This is a genomic window from Ruegeria sp. YTSB088 (assembly GCF_059609825.1).
This window is the reverse complement of sequence record NZ_JBXWMM010000002.1, coordinates 46867-67976: the sequence shown is the minus strand read 5'-3', so window position 1 is coordinate 67976 and position 21110 is coordinate 46867. Positions and strand designations below refer to the sequence as shown.

The 21110-nt window shown below is 58.2% G+C and carries 24 protein-coding genes; 3 read left to right on the top strand and 21 right to left on the bottom strand.

Features of this window, described 5'->3' with window-relative positions; genetic code table 11:
* Positions 1-71: 71 nt before the first annotated feature.
* Positions 72-1472, top strand: coding sequence for a diguanylate cyclase (locus AC2FFA_RS03225; RefSeq protein ID WP_496849915.1), 1401 nt, complete (start codon positions 72-74; stop codon positions 1470-1472).
* A gap of 5 nt (positions 1473-1477) precedes the next feature.
* On the opposite strand, the gene AC2FFA_RS03220 is transcribed toward AC2FFA_RS03225, so the two are convergent.
* Genes AC2FFA_RS03220 through AC2FFA_RS03205 form a run of 4 tightly spaced genes read right to left on the bottom strand, consistent with a single transcriptional unit; the run spans position 1478 to position 3385 of the window.
* Positions 1478-1951, bottom strand: a complete 474-nt coding sequence (locus AC2FFA_RS03220; RefSeq protein ID WP_496849913.1) for a periplasmic heavy metal sensor — start codon at positions 1949-1951, stop codon at positions 1478-1480.
* A complete protein-coding gene (locus tag AC2FFA_RS03215) occupies positions 1948-2301 on the bottom strand; it encodes a hypothetical protein (RefSeq protein WP_496849911.1) in 354 nt (117 codons plus the stop codon). Before AC2FFA_RS03215 ends, AC2FFA_RS03220 begins: the two co-directional genes overlap by 4 nt.
* Positions 2291-2908: an RNA polymerase sigma factor gene (locus tag AC2FFA_RS03210; protein ID WP_117868418.1), complete on the bottom strand. Its 618-nt coding sequence runs from the start codon at positions 2906-2908 to the stop codon at positions 2291-2293. The genes AC2FFA_RS03215 and AC2FFA_RS03210 overlap by 11 nt, the downstream gene beginning before the upstream one ends.
* Before the next feature lie 6 nt (positions 2909-2914).
* Entirely contained in the window at positions 2915-3385 is a 471-nt protein-coding gene (locus AC2FFA_RS03205; protein ID WP_496849909.1) for an EF-hand domain-containing protein, read from the bottom strand.
* Positions 3386-3605: 220 nt separating this feature from the next.
* On the opposite strand from AC2FFA_RS03205, the gene AC2FFA_RS03200 reads away from it, so the two are divergent.
* Both AC2FFA_RS03200 and AC2FFA_RS03195 read left to right on the top strand, forming a co-directional pair.
* Positions 3606-4004 (top strand): DUF983 domain-containing protein, encoded by a 399-nt coding sequence (locus AC2FFA_RS03200; RefSeq protein WP_299894547.1) that lies wholly within the window; start codon positions 3606-3608, stop codon positions 4002-4004.
* 25 nt (positions 4005-4029) lie between these two features.
* Positions 4030-4731: an NUDIX hydrolase gene (locus AC2FFA_RS03195; RefSeq protein WP_117872634.1), complete on the top strand. Its 702-nt coding sequence runs from the start codon at positions 4030-4032 to the stop codon at positions 4729-4731.
* Between the two features lie 10 nt (positions 4732-4741).
* Here the strand turns inward: AC2FFA_RS03195 and AC2FFA_RS03190 are convergent, their stop codons facing one another.
* The 17 genes from AC2FFA_RS03190 to AC2FFA_RS03110 form a co-directional block, all read right to left on the bottom strand.
* Positions 4742-6409, bottom strand: coding sequence for a ribonuclease J (locus AC2FFA_RS03190; protein WP_496849906.1), 1668 nt, complete (start codon positions 6407-6409; stop codon positions 4742-4744).
* The gene (locus tag AC2FFA_RS03185; protein WP_117868414.1) at positions 6406-7185 is read right to left on the bottom strand and encodes a type III pantothenate kinase; all 780 of its coding nucleotides are present in this window, start codon (positions 7183-7185) and stop codon (positions 6406-6408) included. The genes AC2FFA_RS03190 and AC2FFA_RS03185 overlap by 4 nt, the downstream gene beginning before the upstream one ends.
* A gap of 11 nt (positions 7186-7196) precedes the next feature.
* Complete coding sequence (locus tag AC2FFA_RS03180; RefSeq protein ID WP_496675353.1) at positions 7197-7946, bottom strand: biotin--[acetyl-CoA-carboxylase] ligase; 750 nt, start codon at positions 7944-7946, stop codon at positions 7197-7199.
* 54 nt (positions 7947-8000) lie between these two features.
* A complete protein-coding gene (gene nuoN, locus AC2FFA_RS03175; protein WP_496849903.1) occupies positions 8001-9443 on the bottom strand; it encodes an NADH-quinone oxidoreductase subunit NuoN in 1443 nt (480 codons plus the stop codon).
* Positions 9444-9458: 15 nt separating this feature from the next.
* Positions 9459-11003, bottom strand: a complete 1545-nt coding sequence (locus AC2FFA_RS03170) for an NADH-quinone oxidoreductase subunit M (protein WP_496849901.1) — start codon at positions 11001-11003, stop codon at positions 9459-9461.
* Positions 11003-13156 carry an NADH-quinone oxidoreductase subunit L gene (gene nuoL / locus AC2FFA_RS03165; protein ID WP_496849900.1) on the bottom strand — a complete coding sequence of 718 codons (2154 nt, stop codon included), beginning with the start codon at positions 13154-13156 and terminating at the stop codon, positions 11003-11005. The genes AC2FFA_RS03170 and nuoL overlap by 1 nt, the downstream gene beginning before the upstream one ends.
* Positions 13157-13162: 6 nt before the next feature.
* A complete protein-coding gene (nuoK, locus tag AC2FFA_RS03160; protein ID WP_005984024.1) occupies positions 13163-13468 on the bottom strand; it encodes an NADH-quinone oxidoreductase subunit NuoK in 306 nt (101 codons plus the stop codon).
* A gap of 4 nt (positions 13469-13472) precedes the next feature.
* Complete coding sequence (locus AC2FFA_RS03155) at positions 13473-14075, bottom strand: NADH-quinone oxidoreductase subunit J (RefSeq protein WP_496849898.1); 603 nt, start codon at positions 14073-14075, stop codon at positions 13473-13475.
* Complete coding sequence (locus AC2FFA_RS03150; protein ID WP_298846609.1) at positions 14072-14482, bottom strand: carboxymuconolactone decarboxylase family protein; 411 nt, start codon at positions 14480-14482, stop codon at positions 14072-14074. Before AC2FFA_RS03150 ends, AC2FFA_RS03155 begins: the two co-directional genes overlap by 4 nt.
* On the bottom strand, positions 14479-14973 hold the full coding sequence (gene nuoI, locus AC2FFA_RS03145; RefSeq protein ID WP_299638336.1) for an NADH-quinone oxidoreductase subunit NuoI: 495 nt from the start codon (positions 14971-14973) through the stop codon (positions 14479-14481). Before nuoI ends, AC2FFA_RS03150 begins: the two co-directional genes overlap by 4 nt.
* Position 14974: 1 nt before the next feature.
* Positions 14975-16012 (bottom strand): NADH-quinone oxidoreductase subunit NuoH, encoded by a 1038-nt coding sequence (gene nuoH / locus AC2FFA_RS03140; protein WP_117868407.1) that lies wholly within the window; start codon positions 16010-16012, stop codon positions 14975-14977.
* Between the two features lie 204 nt (positions 16013-16216).
* The gene (gene nuoG / locus AC2FFA_RS03135) at positions 16217-18238 is read right to left on the bottom strand and encodes an NADH-quinone oxidoreductase subunit NuoG (RefSeq protein ID WP_496849895.1); all 2022 of its coding nucleotides are present in this window, start codon (positions 18236-18238) and stop codon (positions 16217-16219) included.
* Positions 18239-18243: 5 nt separating this feature from the next.
* Positions 18244-18648: a DUF5333 domain-containing protein gene (locus tag AC2FFA_RS03130; RefSeq protein ID WP_117868404.1), complete on the bottom strand. Its 405-nt coding sequence runs from the start codon at positions 18646-18648 to the stop codon at positions 18244-18246.
* Positions 18649-18746: 98 nt separating this feature from the next.
* Positions 18747-19097 carry a hypothetical protein gene (locus AC2FFA_RS03125; protein WP_117868403.1) on the bottom strand — a complete coding sequence of 117 codons (351 nt, stop codon included), beginning with the start codon at positions 19095-19097 and terminating at the stop codon, positions 18747-18749.
* Between the two features lie 37 nt (positions 19098-19134).
* The gene (locus AC2FFA_RS03120; protein WP_117868402.1) at positions 19135-19551 is read right to left on the bottom strand and encodes an MAPEG family protein; all 417 of its coding nucleotides are present in this window, start codon (positions 19549-19551) and stop codon (positions 19135-19137) included.
* 5 nt (positions 19552-19556) lie between these two features.
* Entirely contained in the window at positions 19557-20855 is a 1299-nt protein-coding gene (nuoF, locus tag AC2FFA_RS03115; RefSeq protein ID WP_299894579.1) for an NADH-quinone oxidoreductase subunit NuoF, read from the bottom strand.
* A 12-nt stretch (positions 20856-20867) separates the two neighbouring features.
* Complete coding sequence (locus AC2FFA_RS03110; RefSeq protein WP_117868400.1) at positions 20868-21089, bottom strand: DUF5337 domain-containing protein; 222 nt, start codon at positions 21087-21089, stop codon at positions 20868-20870.
* Positions 21090-21110: the final 21 nt, after the last annotated feature.

Below are 21110 nucleotides of genomic sequence, written 5' to 3'. Positions count from 1 at the left end.
GGTCTTGGAAAGGGTTTGTTAACCAGACTCATAAACACTTTGTTCACGCATGCAATCAACGGTGAACAACTATGTCTGTGCAGGGAACCATCCTTGTCCTCGACGGGGTATCAACCAATCGCATTATGCTGAAGGTACAGCTGACAGCGGCCTGGTATCACGTAGTGCAGGGTGAAAAGCTTGAAGGGTTGCCCGCACTCGTGCGCCGTACGCAACCTGATCTGGTTCTGACGGCCCAGACGTTGCCGGACGGAACGGCTGCGGATGTGAAGAGGGCGATTGTGAAGGAGCCCGGCCTTGATGACGTCCCGGTCGTGGCGCTTGCCGCGCAAAATGACCGGGACGCCCGTTTGCGGGCACTGAAGGATGGGCTGGACGATGTGTTGACACACCCGTTCAAAGACACCTTGCTGTTGGCGCGCATTCGCAGCCTATTGCGTGCACGTGCAGTCACCAAGGACCTGCAGGCCAGCAACGGATCGCAACCAATTGGCTTCGCAGAACCAGCCCCAACGATCATCAGACCGTCCAAAGCGGCGCGGGTTGATATTCTGACCCACACGGCCCGAACCGGCGCGCTTTGGCAAAAGGCCCTGGATGATCAACGTCAATTTGATCTGAACTGGCATCTTCAGTCAAACCTGCGTGGTGTATTGTCCGGGTCTGTTCCTGATGCGATCGTGGTTGAGCTGGGGTCGAACCCGTCCGGCCTGAATATCCTTGCCGACCTGAGATCACGTGCTGTTACTCGGCATACAGTGTTGATCGGGGTGCTGAAAGACGAAGACGCCGGACAGGCTTCGGAAGCTCTGGACCGAGGGGCCGATGCCGTCTGTCTCGGCGGGTTCTGCGCGCAGGAGATTCTGCTGCGGCTGGAAAACCAGATTGCCCGCAAAGCGCGGCTGGATCAAATGCGGGTCTCTCTCAAAAGAGGCATCGCGGAATCCTGGATCGACCCGTTGACCGGGTTGCACAATCGCCGCTACGCCATGCGAGCACTGGATCAGATCGCGCGCCAATCCGCCAGAACGGGGCGCAGCTTTGCGATCATGCTGGCCGATCTGGATCACTTCAAGGCAATCAATGATGGACATGGCCATGCAAGCGGCGATTACGTTTTGACGCAAGCGGCGGAACGTATGCAAAATGCCTTGGGATCCCGCAGCTTTGTCGCTCGTATCGGGGGTGAAGAGTTCATGATCGGTGTGCCGGATGTGTCGCTCAAACAGGCGTTGAACCTGGCCGAAACCGTTTGTGACAGCATCTGCCAGGCCCCGTTCCTGTTGCCCAATCAGGGGGCACAAGTTGAAGTAACGGTCAGTATCGGGTTGAAGTTGTCTCAGCCCGGTTTCACCCGGCAAGACTGTGCTGCCGAGAACGTGGAAAACCTGATAAAGTCCGCAGACAAAGCACTTTATGCCGCGAAGAAAGCAGGACGTAATCAGGTGAGTATCAGGCAAAGCGCCGCCTGATCTGTTCAATCTCTTTTCTTGTGCCCGTGCGGCCCCCGTCGGACAACCTCCTGCAATCGGTCCGCATAGGCCTGCCGTTCATCGTCACTCATGGCCATCACGCGCGCCAGCCATTGCGCTTGCAGGGCTTGTTGCAAATTGGCGGTGGCCTGCGCTTGCTGTTTCAACAGAACCTGGACTGTGACCGGGTCAAAGGGCTTTGCGCGCAACGCCTGACTCAGCACTTCAAAATCCTGAGTGCGACCCTTGGACCCTGTTTTGTACAAGCCCGACAATTCGGCTCGCATCGCCTTTCGATCGTCCTTGGGCAGGGCGCGGTACAAAGCCGGACCAAAGCCAGGCGGCGCTTTGGCATGGTCCCCGCCCTTGAGGCGCAGCACTGTTCCAACAGCGACACCCGCAATCAGCAGGTTCAGCGCCAGTGACACGACTAGGAAGACAGGCATCCACCTGCGTTTGGGCTTGGGATCAGCATTCATTCCGTGCTCTCCAGAAAACTCGAGTCAAATCCAAGGTCCGCCACCAGGAAGGGCGTCTCTTCCGACGTCAGCAGATTGGCCGGATCAGGCAGAAAGGTTGGCGCGGAAAACCCGATCCAGACACCCGCAGCACTTGCGGCGACAAGCCCGCCAAGGCCCTGCCATCCTCCTACATTGCTTATCAACCTGTTCCATATCGAAGGTTTCGGGCGCAGCGCAGGCGCAAGGCGACTGAGGCGAACAGTTTCGGCATCTGTCTGAATTCGCACAGCAAGATCGTCCGGAAGTGCCGGTTGCTGCCGCTGTGCCTGTGCAAACAAATGATCCAGTTGCAGGTCTTCATCCGCCATTTTCATACCCCAGTTCTTCTCGTCGTCCGGCCAAAATTGCGGTCAGGCTTCGCTTGCCTCTTGCGGTCAGGCTTTCAACTGCTTCTACCGAAATGCCCATGATCCCGGCAATTTCGGGGTTGGGCAGCTCTTCAATATGGCGCAGCACGACCGCTTGTCGCTGCCGTTCGGGCAACTCGGCCAAAGCCGACTGCAAGGCATCCTTGCGCGCCTCATCCTGCATACGTTCAACCACGCTGGCTTTGCCGTCTTCAGGTTCGGGAACGTCCGACAACCTGTCGGGTGTCTTCTTGCGCCTTATGTCCACACACAGGTTCAACGTCACCCGATACAGCCAGGTCGAAACCTTGGCCTGACCCGACACCCAATCCGGCGCCATCTGCCATAATCGCATCATCGCATCCTGCGTCACGTCTTCCGCCTCGGCCCGATTACCCAACATGCGCAATGCAACCGAGTAACAGCGTGGCCCCAAACGATCGGTCAGGATCCGCGCAGCCCCCGCCTCGCCGTCGGCAAATTGCCTCAGCAACGCATCGTCGCTGAGTGTGCTCGCGGCGCAATCCGCACCGCGAGCGTCTTGTTGGTGGGAGGTCAGGTCCTCCATCCTGCATCAGTTATCGCTTGCGTTCGACTTGTGATGCTTTTTCTTTTGGTGCCGTCCCATCCGGTCTTTGGCATCGGCAAACTCCTGTTCCGAGATTCCGCCACTGTTGTCCGCATCCATCCGATCAAACATCTTGTCAGCCCGGCGCGGTTTCGGCAACTCATCCTGACTCAGGAAGCCATCTTTGTTCGCGTCGTTGTTTTCAAACATCCTGACAACCCGATCGCTTGCTTTCTTTTGGGCAGCGGCCTGCATTTCTTCCTGGCTCAGCTGTCCATCACCATTGGTGTCTGCCTCGGTGAAACGCGATGCGCGATGCGCCTCCATCTCCTGTTGCGTTACTTGGCCATCGCCATTGGCGTCCAGTTCCTGAAAGGATACCGGCTCACGGCCACCCGGGCCAGCGGCCAGAACAGAAGTACCGGTAATCGCAACCGCCGACATAACAATGGCCGAGATGAATGTAACGTTTTTCATTTCCGTTTCCTTTTGTTGACGCGACCCGAGTGCCGCCGCTCATACCCATTCAAACGGGCTGTGCCGGGATTTCCGTCGCTGAACACGGTATGTTTTTTTGAAAGGTCCGGAATCACCCCGAGCCGACGTGCCGGGCAGGCGTTGCAAAGCGACGCACCCCCCTTTTAAATCCGCACGATCAGGCCCATTATCCGGCAAAGATTATTGCGCGAGTTATATTATGACGGATCAGACGATCGAGACGACCACCGAAGATGAGCGTGAAACATGGCCCGCCCTGATCAAAGGGTTTCGCTGCAAATGCCCCAACTGTGGGGAAGGAAAGCTGTTGCACAGCTATCTCAAGGTCAATGATTCCTGCTCGAACTGCGGGCAGGAACTGTTTCATCATCGCGCTGATGACGGGCCTGCCTACCTGACAATCCTGCTGGTGGGCCATTTGCTGGCGCCGGCTCTGCACGTGTCCTATGTTCATTGGCGGCCCGATCCGTGGACAATGGCCATTGGCTTCTCCATCGCTTGCGTTGCCCTGTCCCTGTTCCTGTTGCCGCGCTTGAAAGGTGCCGTGGTGGCGTATCAGTGGGCGCGTCGCATGCATGGCTTTGAAAAATCCGCGTAAACCGAACCAGTTGATCAGTTTGGACATGACACCTGACAAATCCGCCATCCGGGACGCAGCGACTGTTATCGTACTGCGGGACAGATGGGAAAACCCAACGATCCTTATGGGTCAGCGTGGATCCAAGGCGGCCTTCATGCCGAACAAGTTCGTATTTCCCGGTGGCGCGGTTGATCCGGCTGACGCGGATGTTCCCTTGGCAACGGACTTGCCGGATTTGTGTTTTGAACGTTTGGGCGAACAGGCTAAGCCGCAGGTTCAACACGCCCTCGCCGCTGCCGCCATACGCGAGCTTTGGGAAGAAACTGGCCTTGTTCTGGGCCAGCCGGGTGCCTGGCCCGGGCATGTTACTGCCGATTGGCAGAGCTTTGCCGCGTTGGGTTACCTGCCAACTGCGGCGGCACTTCAGTTCGTCTTTCGCGCGGTAACTCCACCGGGTCGTCCCCGCCGGTTCGATGCGCGGTTCTTTCTGGTCGACGCCGAAGCTCTGCAAGGTGATGTGGATGATTTCAGTCACGCCTCGGATGAACTGTCACACCTGCAATGGGTGCCACTGGATCGGGCACGGGATCTGGATCTGCCGTTTATCACCGAGGTTGTTCTGGCGGAAATCGCGGCCCGGGTTACGTCCCCCGAGCCGCCATCGTCGGTTCCATTCTACAAAAACAACGAAGAAGCCAACCTGTTCCTACGTCTCAGGGGCTATCCGATGCCAACTCACGACTGACGGATCGGTTTCACCGCATCCGGCTGATCACCACCGTCACTTCGGGCTTTTTGCCAATCTCGGCTTTGGCTGTCTGCCGCACGATGCGGCGCATTTCGTCTTCCAGCTTGTCGTCGTCGCGTAGGGTCTTGGCAGCGGCCCGCATCAGGAACTGGTTCAGGTCTTCTTCCAACACTTCGACCAAAGCAGCGCGCGAGGTTCCGGTTTCGGGCAGGCCCATGGTATCGCACCATGGCTCACCCAGCGGTTCGTCTTCTTCGTCCAGAACAACCGTCACCGCAATATGGCCGTTCAGAGCCATACGGATGCGATCCCGCACCACACCATCAAGGGCACCGATTTTCACTGTACCGTCCAGATAGGTACGACCGGTTTCGACATAGTCGACGACCACCGGTTCATTTCCGCTGAGGTCCAGCATGGTGCCATTCACTGCCAGCACTCCGGTTCTACCGGCCTGCTCTGCCAGCTTGACGTGCTCGCGCAAATGGCGGTGCTCACCATGCATCGGGATAACAATTTGCGGGTCGGTCAGTGCGTGCACTTTCTCAAGATCTGGCCGGTTGGCATGGCCTGAGACATGATAGAGGCCTGAACTGTCGTCGACGACATCCACGCCCTTCTCGCTGAGCTGGTTCATGATGAAGATCACGCCCCGCTCGTTCCCGGGAATGGTCTTCGAGGAAAACAGGAACAGATCGCCCTCGGCCAGTTCCAGACCACGGTACTTGCCACGGGCCAGTTGGGCGCTTGCGGCCCGTCGTTCCCCCTGGCTGCCGGTCACGATCAGCATCAGGTTCTGACGCGGAAGATCCAGAGCTTCCTCGGCGCTGATCACCTTTGGGAAATCCGCAAGAATACCCGTTTCGGTCGCGGCTTCGATCATCCGGCGCATTGCGCGACCCAACAGAACGACTGAACGCCCGGCCTGTGCACCCGCTTCGGCCAGCGTTTTGACCCGCGCGACGTTTGAGGCAAAGGTGGTTGCCACGACCATGCCTTCCGCGCCTTCAACCAGCTTGACGATCTCAGGGCCAACTTCGGATTCTGAACGTCCCGGATGGGTCGAAAACACATTCGTACTGTCACAGACCAGCGCCTTTACGCCGGGCTTGGCGACCTCGGCCCACAGGTCAGGATCAAAAGCCTCGCCCACCACTGGGGCCGCATCGAGCTTGAAGTCGCCCGAATGCACAACACGCCCCGCGGGTGTATCGATGACCAATGCGGCACTTTCGGGAATCGAGTGCGAAACCGGAAGGAAGCCAACCGTGAACGGCCCGACGGAAACCTGTTCAGGCCAGGCGGGAACGGTCGTCACCGCCTCGGTCGGGTGCGCGTTTTCTTCCATCTTGCGTCGCGCAATATTGGCCGTGAAGGCCCGCGCATAGACCGGTGCACCCAAGGCTTCATAACAATGGGCCACGGCGCCGACATGGTCTTCATGGGCGTGCGTGATGAAAACACCGTCCAACCGGTCGGCACGCTCTTTCAGCCATGAGATATCGGCATAGATAAGGTCAACGCCCGGCGTTGTATCCATATCAGGAAAAGTCACCCCCAGATCCACAAGGATCAGGCGCTCCTTCCCCGGTTCACCATAGCCATAAACATAGGCGTTCATGCCAATTTCGCCTGCGCCACCCAGCGGCAGGTAGATCAATCTTTCACTGCTCATATGGAGCCATTATCCTTGTTGTAGCGATGGATCACGGTCAGCCCGTGCATCGTCAGATCATCTTCGATTGCGTCGAACCCCACGTCGGCCTGATCGAACAAGGGGGCCAGCCCTCCGGTTCCAACGACTTTCATCGGCATTCCGTACTCATCCTTGATCCGGGCGATCAGCCCCTCGATCAGACCAGAATATCCCCAATACACGCCCGACTGGATACAACCAACCGTATTCGTTCCGATCACCTTGTCCGGTCGGGTGATATCGATATGCGGCAGTGCTGCCGCGCCCTGGTGCAAGGCCTCAAGGCTCAGGTTTACACCTGGGGCGATTATACCACCCACATAGGCACCATCGGCAGCGACGACGTCGAAATTCGTTGCAGTACCGAAATCCACGACAACTACATTGCCGCCATGACGATCAAAAGCGCCAACAGCATTGGCCAGTCGATCCGGACCGGGCACTGTCCCTTCATCCACACGAGGCGGAACAGGCAACAGGCAATCGGGTTTACCCACGACCAATGGTCGGCAGCCAAAAAAACGATCGGCGAAGATGCGCAGGTTGAACACCACACGCGGCACGGTCGAGGCGATGATCACGTCGGTGATGTCCGCTTCGATCCCGTAATGCTTCACCAGCGTCGAGTACCAGGTGAAATACGCGTCTGCAGTACGCGCGTGGTGGGTCGAGGTGCGCAGGGTGCACAGGAATTCCTCACCGTCCCAGATCGAGAAAACGGTATTGGTATTGCCGCAATCGATGGCCAGAAGCATCTGCGCCCCTCTCAGAAAAAGACATCCGCCGCAGGAATGCTCACGCGGCCCTTGGCGGTGTTTAAGACAAGGTTACCGCTTGCGTCCACCGTTTCGAAGGTCCCAACAGTTTCTGACGTTCCGGTACGAGCGGTGATAACCTCGCCCAAACGGGCCGCCCGGGACAGCCAGGCAGTGCGGATCGGCTCGAACCCGTAGGTAACGAATTGGGTTTCGTAGTTGGCGTAGGCCGCGGCCAGTTCAGTCAAAAAGTCCTCGGGCGAGACATGCGCACCGGTTTCCGACAACAGTGAAACGGGGCGGAGCGCACCGGGTTCCACAGCGTCGGGGTCGGGGGCAGTTGCCAGATTCACGCCGATGCCGATGGACAAATGCGCTACACCACGCCCCTGCCCCGTGCTTTCCAGCAGAATACCGGCGAGCTTGCCACCATTGAGCAGGACATCATTGGGCCATTTCAGAGACAGACCTGCTGCCCGCCTTGTAACAGCCACGCAAGCGTCAAACAGGGCTAGCGCAGCCACGAAACTGCGCAAGGCCGCCTGATCCGGCGCGCCCTGAGGGCGCATCAGCAAGGTCGCTGCCAGATTGCCCATCGGGTTGGCCCAGCTTCGTCCGCGCCGCCCACGCGCTGCCGTCTGATGATGCGCCATGATCCAGACGGGGCCACGGGCATTCGGAGCAATCCGCGCCGCTTCATTCAGCGTACTGTCGACTTCCTGCACTTCGTGCAGGCCATAACCTTGGGGCCACTTGGTCATATCAAAAAGGCTCGGTCGCGCGACCGAGCCCCTCTTTCCGGTTGTGCAAAACGTTCAGTTGACAAGCGTGGCCGCCGCGGCTGCTGCCGCGCCCTCGACGCCGAACTGATAGAAGATACCGATCAGCATCAGGGCTGCAGACCCCATCAATGCCACCCACAGAACAGGGGTCGACCGGGTTTCGATTGGCTCTTCGTTCTCGGCCCCGAAATACATGTAGAACACGATCCGCAGGTAATAGAAGGCACCGATAACCGAAGCGATGGCTGAGACGATCACAAGCCCGATTAAACCAGCACTGACACCGGCCTGCCAGACACCGAACTTCGCGAAGAAACCAAGCATCGGAGGCACACCTGCGAGGCTGAACATCAGGATCAGAACAGCCAGTGCCTTGCCCGGATCACGTTTTGAATACTGGCGCAGCGCGTCGATATCGGTGATGGGTTTGCCGTCACGTTCCATCATCAGAATGAAGGCGAAGGTGCCGATATTCATGGTCACGTAGATGGCAAGATACATCAGCATCGCCTTGATACCCAGCTCGGTACCGGCGGCCAGACCAATCAGCGCATAGCCCATATGGGCGATGGACGAAAACGCCATCAGACGCTTGATATCGCGCTGTCCAATAGCTGCCACGGCACCCAGCAACATCGACAGGACAGATAGCAGGACAATCACTTGCTGCCAGTCTTTGACAATGCCGCCGAACGCGTCATGCAACAGGCGCGCGAACAACGCCATCGCCGCAACCTTGGGCGCCGTGGCAAAGAAGGCCGTGATCGGCGTAGGCGAACCTTCATAAACGTCCGGTGTCCACATATGAAACGGAACGGCCGAGACCTTGAAGGCCAGACCCGAGATCAGGAAGATCAGGCCAAACAGCAGACCAAGCGAAACATCGCCATGGTGAACTGTCTGGATGATGCCCGAGAACAACGTAGTACCGGTGAAGCCATAGACCAGCGACGCACCATAGAGCAGCAGACCCGAGCTCAGCGCCCCCAGCACGAAATACTTCAGACCTGCCTCGGTCGATTTCGCACTGTCACGACGCAGTGCCGCCACGACATAGAGAGACAGCGATTGCAGCTCGAGGCCCATATACAAGGACATCAGATCGCTTGCGCTGACCATCATCATCATACCCACGGCGGCCAATGCCACCAGCAACGGGTATTCAAATCGCAGCAGATCACGGCGTGCCATGTATTCCTGGCTCATGACCAGAACGGCACCCGCCGACAGCAGGATGGCCACCTTGGCAAAACGGGCAAAGCCGTCATCGACGAACATGCCGTTGAAGGCGACGTTTGTACCCTCACCCTGAGTTGCAATCCAGATTGCCAGAAGGGCCATTAGACCTGCCGTGGTCCAGACAAGCAGAGGCGCCAACCCGTCCTTTGTCGTGTAGACAGCCCCCAACAGTGCCGCCATCGCATAAAGCGCCAGAACGATTTCCGGCAGAATAATTGTCAGATCAGCCTGGATCATTTCTCCAAAGCTCCCTTAATGCGAAGCGGCTGTCTGGGTCGCAGCCTCGGCCGCGGCCAGAGCCGTGTCATAGTTCGAAATCAGCGCCGCTGTGGAGTGCCCGATCACATCGGTCACCAGCGACGGGTAGACACCCAGCAGGATGGTCATCACGATCAGCGGGGCGAAGATCAGCCGCTCGCGCGCGCTCATGTCAGTCATCGCCTTCAGGCTTTCCTTGATCAGATCGCCAAAGACCACGCGACGGTACAGCCACAGTGCATACCCGGCCGAGAAGATCACACCGGTCGCGGCCACTGCCGCTACCCAGGTGTTGACCTGGAATGCGCCCATCAGGGTCAGGAACTCGCCGATGAACCCGGATGTACCCGGCAGTCCCACATTGGCCATGGTGAACAGCATGAAGACCAGCGCGTATGCGGGCATCCGGATGACCAGACCGCCATAAGCCTCGATGTCGCGGGTGTGCATCCGGTCATAGATCACGCCGACACACAGGAAGAGCGCGGCCGAAATGAACCCGTGACTGAGCATCTGAAAGATCGCGCCATCGATTCCCTGCTGGTTCGCCGCGAAAATACCCATGGTCACAAAGCCCATATGCGCGACCGAGGAATACGCGATCAGCTTTTTCATATCCTCCTGCACCAACGCCACAAGCGAGGTATAGACCACGGCAATCGCTGACATCCACAGCACCAGATCGGTCATCACTGCCGAACCCACCGGGAACATCGGCAGGCTGAACCGCAGGAAACCATAGCCGCCCATTTTCAAAAGGATCGCGGCCAGTACGACCGATCCCGCCGTGGGCGCCTGAACGTGGGCATCCGGTAGCCAGGTGTGCACCGGCCACATCGGCATTTTCACCGCGAAGGACGCAAAGAAGGCCAGGAACATCAGGGTCTGCATGCCGCCCACCACATAGACGCCCAGTACGCTGAAACTCTCGGACGAGAACTGATGAACCATCAGCGCCTCAATATCCGTGGTGCCAGCATCGGCATACATCGCGACCATGGCCACCAGCATCAGAACCGAGCCAAGGAAGGTGTAAAGGAAGAATTTGAAGCTGGCGTAGATCCGGTCCTTGCCACCCCAGATACCGATGATCAGGAACATTGGAATAAGACCTGCTTCGAAGAACAGGTAGAACAGCACCAGATCAAGCGCCATGAAGACGCCCAGCATCAGTGTTTCCAGCAGCAGGAAGGCGACCATGTATTCCTTGACGCGATCCGTGACATTCCAGCTGGCCAGAATGGTCAGCGGCATGATGAAGGTCGTCAGCAGAACGAACAGGACACTGATGCCATCAACACCCATCTTGTATTTGAGGCCCATCAGCCACTCACCCTCTTCCACCATCTGGAAGCCGGGATTCGACGAGTCAAAGCCGGTATAGATGCCGATGGAAACCAGGAAGGTCACCGTGGTCGCCAGCAAAGCAATCCACTTGGCGTTCCGCTGTGCGGCCGCATCGTCACCCTGCAGGAACAAGGCCAGAATGCCTGCTGCAATGGCGGGGATAAACGTGACGATCGAAAGGATATAGTCCATTACTGGGCCCCTCCGCCGATCGTCATCCAAGTCACAAGGGCCGCTATGCCCAACACCATCCAGAAGGCATAGGTAAAGATGTACCCGGTCTGCGCCTTGCCGGCGAGGCGGGTGAAGAAGGGAACAACGCCCATAGCTACTCCGTTCAGGAAGCCATCGATTGTGTTGCCGTCACCGCGTTTCCACAGGAAGCGGCCAAGCGCCAAAGTGGGTTTGACGAAGACAGCGTCATAGATTTCGTCGAAATACCACTTGTTCAGCAGGAACAGGTAAAGCGGACGCTGGTTTGCAGCCAGACGCGCCGGCAGCGATGTGTTCACGATGTAGAACCAGTAGGCCACGACAAAGCCCAGCAACATGGCGACAAACGGTGATACCTTGACCCATTTCGGAGCTGCGTGCGCTTCGTCCAGAACATGGTTGTCCGGCGCCATATAAAGCGCACCCTCACCCGGTTTGCCCGCAAACACATAGTGGTGGTCACCGCCATGCGCGTCTTTCTCACCATGTTCTGCATTGTCGGTATGGCCGTCGTCTGCGTGGCTTTCATCGGCATGGCTATCTTCATCGTGTGAAGCATCCGCCGCAGCATGATCACCGGCCTCGACATGTTCTGACGCTTCTGCCACCGGAATACCGTAGAACTTGCCGACCTTGTCCGCATGGCCGAAGAAATTGCCGTACCAGATCATCCCGGCAAACACCGCACCCAGTGACAACACGCCCAAAGGCACCAGCATGGTCATCGGGCTTTCATGTGCGTGGTCGTGGGTGTGCTTGTCCCCACGCGGTTTGCCGTAGAAGGTCAGGAAGATCAGACGCCAGCTGTAGAACGAGGTGAACATCGCCGCGATCACCAGCATCCAGAAGGCATAGCCAGTGCCGCCAGCATACGCGCTTTCGATAATCGCGTCTTTCGACAGGAACCCGGCAAAACCGATCGTGGTAAGCGGAATGCCGACACCCGTGATGGCCAACGTACCGATCATCATCGCCCAGAACGTGTACGGGATTTTCTTCCGCAACCCGCCATACTCGGTCATTTCCTGCTCGTGATGCATGGCGTGGATCACCGACCCCGCGCCGAGGAACAACAGCGCTTTGAAGAAAGCATGGGTCAGCAGGTGGAACATCGCGGCTGAATACATGCCGACACCGGCGGCAACGAACATGTACCCCAGCTGAGAACAGGTCGAATAGGCGATGACGCGTTTGATATCGGTCTGAACCAGACCCACGGTTGCCGCAAAGAACGCTGTCGAGGCCCCAAGGAAGGTGATGAACCCGGTCGCGCCCGGTGCGAACTCCATCAGCGGCGACATGCGGCAGACGAGGAACACGCCAGCAGTTACCATGGTGGCGGCGTGGATCAGGGCCGACACAGGCGTCGGGCCTTCCATCGCATCCGGCAACCAGGTGTGCAGGATCAGCTGCGCCGACTTACCCATCGCACCGATGAACAGCAGGACGCAGATCACTTCGATGGCGGTCCATTCGCCCCACAGGAAGTGCAGTTTTTCCTCTGCTAGCGCGGGGGCTGACGCAAAGATATCCGAGAAATTGATGCTGTCGGTCAAGAAGAACAGCGCAAAAATGCCCAGAGCGAAGCCAAAGTCACCCACTCGGTTCACGATGAACGCTTTCATCGCCGCCGCATTGGCCGACGGTTTGCGGTAATAGAAGCCGATCAACAAGTAGGACGCGACGCCCACGCCTTCCCAGCCAAAGAACATCTGAACAAGGTTGTCCGCTGTCACCAGCATCAGCATCGCAAAGGTAAAGAAGGACAGATAAGCAAAAAAGCGCGGCTTATAGCTCTCGCCCTCGCGCCATTGCGGGTCGTGATCCATGTAGCCGAAGGAATACAGGTGCACGAGCGCCGAAACGGTCGTCACCACGATCAGCATGATCGCGGTCAGCCGGTCCAGTCGCACGGCCCAGCTTGTCGACAGCGAGCCGCTCTCGATCCAGCGCATGACCTCGATCTGTTGAGTGTGGCCGTCGAAAGTAAAGAACACGATCCATGACAGCAGACAGGCCAGAAACAGAAGGCCGGTGGCTGTCCACATGGCGGCTTTCTCACCGATGAAGCGCCAGCCAAAGCCGCAGATCAATGCGCCCACGAGCGGGGCAAAGAGGATGGTGGTTTCCATGTTCTCTTACCCCTTCATCATATTGACGTCTTCAACCGCGATGGTGCCACGGTTGCGGAAGAAGCAGACCAGAATGGCCAGACCAATCGCTGCCTCGGCCGCCGCAACGGTCAGCACGAACAGGGTGAATACCTGCCCGACCAGATCACCGAGGAAGCTGGAAAACGCCACGAGGTTGATATTCACCGCCAGCAGCATCAGTTCGATGCTCATCAGCAGGATGATGACGTTCTTGCGGTTCAGGAAGAGACCGAAGATGCCGATGACGAACAGCGTCGCCGCGACCGTAAGATAGTGTTCAAGTCCGATCATGGTCTCAAAGTCCCTGCCCCGGTTTCACGTCTTTCAGCTCCATCGCCTTGGCCGGGTCGCGCATCATCTGGCCGATGATGTCTTGACGCTTGATGTCCCTGCGGTGGCGCAGTGTCAAAACAATCGCGCCGATCATAGCCACCAGCAGGATCAGGCCCGCCAATTGGAACAGAAGGAAGTATTGATCATAAAGGATGACGCCAAGCGCCTCGGTATTGTGGCGATCCACTGGCACCGGCTGGGCCAGATTGGCCGCCGCGCCCTGCGCGCTGTCCCATGCCCCAAAGGCCATGACGAACTGCATAAGGATAACCAGACCAATCAGCAAGGCCAGCGGCATATAGCGCGCCATCTCGGCCTTCAGCTCGGCAAAGTCCACGTCCAGCATCATCACCACGAAGAGGAACAGAACCGCGACCGCGCCGACATAGACGATGATCAGCAGCATCGCCACGAACTCGGCCCCCAGCAGCACAAACAACCCTGCCGAAGACAGGAATGACAGGATCAGCCACAGCACCGAGTGCACCGGCTGTCGGCTGATCACCGTGAACAGCCCGCCAGTGATGGCGCTGATGGCAAACAGATAGAAGGCAAAGACGGTCATTGATCCTCATCCTCGTTGTCACCCATGACCTCTTGCGCCAGATCCAGCGCGCGAGTCATGGCCGGGATGCCGGCAAAGACCGACATCTGACCGATCGTTTCCACGATCTCTTGTTTCTTGGCACCGGCTTCCAGCGCGTGGCGCACGGTCTGGCGCACCGCCGCATCCGCCTGCGCGCCCTGACAGGTCAGCCCGGCCAGCGTCAGCAACAGGCGGGTCTTGGCGTCCAACCCGTCTTTGTTGACGGTGTTGCCGAACATCATCTCCATGACCTCTTTGGGCATGGTGGGCCACAGCGCCTCGAACCCTTTGGGCGAGAAATTCTCCATCGCCGGGTTCATCGCCTTGGCCATGTCCTGAGCCTGCTTCATCATCAGCTCGAACGGGTTTGTCGGGCTGTCAGTCATCTGTACGGCGCGTCCAATTCCAGATTGCGGGCAATCTCGGCTTCCCAGCGTTCACCATTATCCAGCAGCTTTTCCTTGTCATAGAACAGCTCTTCGCGGGTTTCGGTGGCGAATTCGAAGTTCGGGCCTTCGACGATGGCATCGACCGGGCAGGCCTCCTGGCAGAAACCGCAATAGATGCATTTGGTCATGTCGATGTCATAGCGCGTGGTGCGGCGGCTGCCGTCTTCGCGCGGTTCGGCATCGATGGTTATCGCTTGGGCCGGACAAATCGCCTCGCAGAGTTTGCAAGCAATGCAGCGTTCCTCGCCATTCGGATAGCGACGCAGAGCATGCTCGCCGCGAAAACGCGGGGACAGAGGTCCCTTTTCATGTGGGTAATTGATGGTGGCCTTGGGGGCGAAGAAATACTTCAGCCCCAGTTTGAAGCCGACCCAGAAGTCTTGCAGCAAAAAGTACTTGGCGGCGCGGGTGTAGTCGATTTGGGTCATATCAGCCTCCTACGCTCCAACGGGCAAACGCGCCCCAGAACCAGTCGAATTTCGCCGCGAAGGCCACGAACACCACCCAGACCAGCGAGAATGGCAGGAAGACTTTCCAGCCCAGTCGCATCAACTGGTCATAGCGATAGCGGGGTGTGATCGCCTTGACCATTGCGAAGATGAAGAAGAAGAACGCCATCTTGGCAACCATCCACAGCACGCCATCAGGCAAGCCCGGGATCGGCGACAGCCAGCCGCCGAAGAACAGCAGCGAGGTCAGCGCGCACATCAGGAAGATTGCGATGTATTCCCCGGCCATGAACAGCAGGAAAGGCGTGGCCGAGTATTCGACCTGGTAACCGGCGACCAGTTCCGATTCCGCCTCGGGCAGGTCAAACGGGGGTCGGTTGGTTTCGGCCAGGGCCGAAATGAAGAACAGAAAGACCATCGGGAAATGCGGCAGCCAATACCAGCTGAAGAACCCGAACGAGCCATCTTGTGCACGTACAATGTCACCGAAATTCATAGACCCGGTTGAGATGATCACGCCGATGATGATCAGGCCGATCGAAACCTCGTAGGAAATCATCTGCGCAGCCGAGCGCAGCGACCCGAGGAACGGGTACTTTGAGTTCGACGCCCAACCGCCCATGATCACGCCATAAACCTCGAGCGAAGACACGGCAAAGACATAGAGTATGGCAACGTTGATATCCGACAGAACCCAGCCATCGTTGAACGGGATCACCGCCCAGGCGATCATCGCCAGAACGAAGGATGTCAGCGGCGCGAGGATAAAGACAGTCCGGTCGGCGCCCGCGGGGATCACGACCTCTTTTACCACGTATTTCAGGGCATCCGCCACCGATTGCAGCAGGCCGTAGACGCCAACTACGTTGGGGCCGCGGCGCATCTGGACAGCGGCCCAGATCTTGCGGTCTCCGTAAACAAGGAACAACAGTGAAATCATCACAAAGGCCACAACGGCAAGCACTTGCGCCAGAATGATGATGGCTATTCCGCCTGGGGTGTTAAAGAATTCAGCCATTGGTCCTCACACCGTGGGTATTCCGTTTTCCGCGTGTGATGCAAAGGCCAGATGCCTGCGCATTTTGCGGCTGGGTCGGCGCGTTGGTGTAAACAGCATCTGCCGTCTTTGCGCCACCCTTAATCTTCAAATTCACACGCAATTCGGGCGCGGCCATCTGCCACCCGGCTGCCACATCTGGTTGCGATATGAAACAGGAGTGGTTCATTCAGCCGCAATCTTCTCTGACTTACGGGCCTGTGCCTGCGCCGAAAGTTCGGCCATCAACTGCGAAGCACGCGCGATTGGGTTGGTCAGATAGAAATCCCTGACCGTATTGCGGAAACTTGCCTTACCCAGAGGTCCGGCGTCCAGTGCCTGAACCTCATTCTGCGCCACTTCATCAATCCGGGCGAGATGCGGAACCGCCTCGATCAGCGCAGTGCGCAGTTGCGCCAGCGAATCGAAGGGCAGTGTTGCACTCAATTCGGCAGACAGGGCACGCAGGATGGCCCAGTTCTCCTTGGCGTCGCCCGGCGCGAACCCCGCGCGCATTGCCAGCTGCGGGCGACCCTCGGTATTCACGAACAGACCGTTTTCCTCGGTATAGGCTGCGCCCGGCAGGATCACATCGGCTCGGTGTGCGCCCCGGTCTCCATGACTGCCCTGATAGATAACAAAGGCACCTTCGCCAATTTCGACTTCGTCTGCACCAAGGTTGTAGATCACATCAGCGGCGCTGACGGCGTCCATGCCACCCTCGTTGGTGGCATCCACATCCATCCCCCCCACGCGCGACGCAGCAGTGTGCAGAACGATCAGACCACTTTCAGTACTGGTAGCAATGGTTTGCGCGGCAGCCAGAACAGCAGCGCCGTCAGCCTCTTGCAAGGCGCCCTGCCCGACGATGATCAAAGATGCCTTGCCTTTGATCACGTCATCACCGCCCATGTCGACGACCTTTTGCAGCGCGGCACGGTCATCACCCATATGATGATAATCGTAGGTCAAATCTGCCGCCGGACCGACCAGAGCAACCTCGGCACCATGTGCCCAGGCCTTGCGAATGCGGGCGTTGAGAACCGGCGCTTCGTCGCGCGGGTTGGTCCCGATCAGCAGGATGCGCTCGGCGCTGTCGATATCTTCGATCGCTGCGGTCCCGGCATAAGCACCACGATTGCCCGCAGGCAGCTTGGCGCCATCGGTACGGCACTCAACAACACCGCCCTGCCCTTCGATCAGCTGTTTTAGCGCAAATACCGCCTCGACGGGAGCCAGATCGCCCACGATACCGGCAGGCTTCTCGGCGCCTTTCAGCGCCTCTGCGGCTTTGGTCAGTGCCTCGGGCCAGGTGGCCCGGCGCAGTTTGCCGTTTTCACGCACATAAGGTCTATCCAGACGCTGGCGGCGCAACCCATCCCAGACAAAACGAGTTTTATCGCTGATCCATTCCTCGTTCACGCCATCATGGTTACGCGGCAGGAACCGCATCACTTCGCGCCCCTTCGTATCCACGCGGATGTTCGAACCAAGCGCATCCATCACATCAATGCTTTCGGTTTTGGTCAGTTCCCACGGACGCGCGGTAAAGGCGTAGGGCTTGGAGGTCAGCGCCCCAACCGGGCACAGATCGATGATGTTGCCCTGCAAATTCGAATCCAGCGTCTGGTTCAGATACGAGGTGATCTCGGCATCCTCGCCGCGCCCGGTCTGACCCATCTGAGTTATCCCGGCAACTTCGGTGGTGAAGCGCACGCAGCGGGTGCAGCTGATGCAGCGGGTCATTGCGGTGCCCACAAGCGGTCCCAGATCCAGATCATCGACCGCCCGCTTTGCTTCCTTGAAACGGGATCCGGACATGCCATACGCCATCGCCTGATCCTGAAGGTCGCATTCACCACCCTGATCGCAGATCGGGCAATCCAGCGGATGGTTGATCAGCAGGAACTCCATCACGCCTTCGCGGGCCTTTTTGACCATGGGTGAGTTCGTCTTGACCACCGGGGGTTGGCCCTCGGGCCCCGGACGCAGGTCACGCACCTGCATTGCGCAGGAGGCCGCAGGTTTCGGCGGGCCACCCACAACCTCGACCAGGCACATCCGGCAATTGCCGGCAATCGACAGGCGCTCGTGGTAACAGAAGCGCGGCACTTCGACCCCGGCTTGTTCACAAGCCTGGATCAGGGTCATCGCGCCATCGACTTCGATTTCCTGTCCGTCGATATTGATCTTGCGGAGGTCAGACATGGCTCTCAATTCGCCCTCAAATAAACGCCAATAGCGCTGTTTCTTTGGATTTCTTTCTGCCCCAGAGTGCAGAACGTGTTGGGGTTGTCATAGGTCACGCCATTCGAAGCCAGATACGCCTCGCCCTTGGCGCGCATCCGGTCTTTCTCTGAATCCGAGTCGACATATGAGCGGATTTCACTGTCCGAGTACCCCAGTTTGTTCGCTTTGGACCGCAGCCCCCACATAACACTGATCGCTTTCAATCGCCGCCCGCTGATCGACGGACAGAATTCGGAGATCTCATTTGCGATGGCGATGTAATAGAGTTCGTCGTCGATCTCTTTGACATCCCTCAAGGGCGGCTTTGCTTCTGCAACAGCCGGAAACGTGATCACGGCGGCCAAGGCGAGTGTTTTTGCAAAAGACATTGTTCTTCCTTTCGTTTTGGATGTTCCAAAACGAAAGGGTCCGGTCTTGCTAGGCAATAACGGCCTGCAATCCACGTCGTGATATGCAAAAACGCGTGTCATGGCCGTTGGCATTTTCCTGCAAACGTCAATTGATCATCACTGATGCGCAGGTTTTGCGGCTCGGTATCCGGCCCCACTTTCCAATCAATCCGGGAAGATCCAAAATTCTGCACACAGAACTTGGTTCCTTCATGGCGCCCGGCTTCACGCGCGCCGTCCAAGGACGCGGACGCGCCCTTCACCACAACAGTAAAGTCCGTGGGCGATGCTTTCTTGTCGACCGGCTTCGCCTTGGCCTTGAACGACTTTCCGTCGAACAGAAGACGATCTTCCGACGGCTTGATGATGCCGCAGGCGGACACGCTTGCCAGTACCAGCAGGACTACAAGGGTTTTTCGGGCCGTCATACTATCCCTCTTAGTGTTCTCATCTGCCGGGTCGCCATCAGAACGCCGCCACCAATGCCATAAGCCCAATCACAAACATGCAGGCCCAGCCCAATACATACAGCACGGACCGCAGGCCACTGTTTGGCTTACCTATGCCTTTGAAGTGCACCACCAGCATCACCAAACGCGCGACCAAAGCGACAGACGCCAGAAGATTGACCCAGAACGGGCTGGCGCCCAGTAAAACCGCCGCGGTCACAACGGCCACAAACGCCGGAAGCGTTTCCGTTCCGTTCAGATAGGCCCGGTTCAGACGATAGGCCTGGTCAGAATAATCCTGCTCTGGAGTCGCCCCCGGCGCGAGGCCCTTGCCCTGCTTGGCCAGCGCTGAAAACGGGGCCAGGAACAGAACCACCAGTGTGAAAAGCACAACCGATGAAATCGCGTGGCTGTATTCTGCAAACATGTCCATCCCGTTCACTCCGCCGCCATCGCACCCATACGGCCCGATTTCTGTGCCTTGATGCGGCCTTCGATTTCTTCCCGGAAATTGCGGATCAGGCCCTGGATCGGCCAGGCTGCCGCATCGCCGAGCGCGCAGATCGTGTGACCCTCGACCTGCTTTGTCACGTCAAACAGCATGTCGATCTCTTCCAGTTCAGCTTCGCCGCGCACCAGACGGTCCATGACCCGCATCATCCAACCGGTGCCTTCGCGACATGGGGTGCACTGACCACAGCTTTCATGCTTATAGAATTTCGACAGGCGCCAGATCGCCTTGATGATGTCGGTGGACTTGTCCATCACGATCACCGCTGCCGTTCCAAGCCCTGAGCCCAGATCGTTGCGCAGATAATCGAAATCCATGATCGCGTCGCGCATGTTCTCACCGCGCACACACGGAACCGAGGATCCACCGGGGATCACGGCCAGCAGATTGTCCCAGCCGCCGCGAATGCCGCCGCAATGGGTCTCGATCAGCTCCTCGAAGGAAATCGACATTGCCTCTTCCACGACGCAGGGGTTGTTCACATGGCCTGAGATCGCAAACAGCTTGGTGCCCGCGTTGTTTTGGCGACCGAAGCCAGCGAACCAGTCGGCCCCCCGGCGCAGGATGGTCGGCACGACCGCAATCGATTCCACATTGTTCACAGTTGTCGGGCAACCATACAGGCCAGCGCCTGCTGGAAACGGAGGCTTCATCCGCGGCATGCCCTTCTTGCCCTCAAGGCTTTCAATAAGGGCGGTTTCCTCGCCGCAGATATAGGCACCAGCGCCGTGATGCAGGAAGATATCAAAATCCCAACCTGAACCGGCGGCGTTCTTGCCCAGCAAGCCGGCATCATAAGCCTCATCAATCGCCGCCTGCAGCGCCTCACGCTCGCGGATATATTCGCCACGCAGGTAGATGTAACAGGTGTGGGCGTTCATCGCGAAAGACGCGATCAGGCAACCTTCGATCAGCGTATGCGGATCGTGGCGCATGATCTCTCGGTCTTTGCAGGTTCCGGGTTCGGATTCGTCCGCGTTGACCACCAGATAGGACGGGCGCCCGTCACTTTCCTTTGGCATGAATGACCATTTCAGACCGGTTGGAAAGCCCGCGCCGCCGCGACCACGCAGGCCCGAGTCTTTCATCGTCTGGATGATCCAGTCGCGCCCCTTATCAATCAGGCCAGCAGTGCCGTCCCAATGCCCGCGGGCCTGCGCACCTTTCAGCGTGCGCTCATGCATCCCGTAGATGTTGGTAAAGATCCGGTCCTGATCCTTCAGCATCGCGTGTTACCTTCAGCTGTCCTGACGCATGCGCCAGAGTTGAAAAATGTTGATCCCCGCATAGATGAACCCCGCCAGAGCAGCGAGATCAAACAGCAGAGCGTGCCGGGTCGTCAAACCCAGCTCGGGGCCAATGAACAGGTTCATTGCAAGCCAGATCAGCATGGTCACAGCGATGACCATCCCGATATGTCGGCCCTTGCGGGCTATGGCCTTTTCCTTGTCCTTGTCCATTTTCCCCTGATACCCCGGACG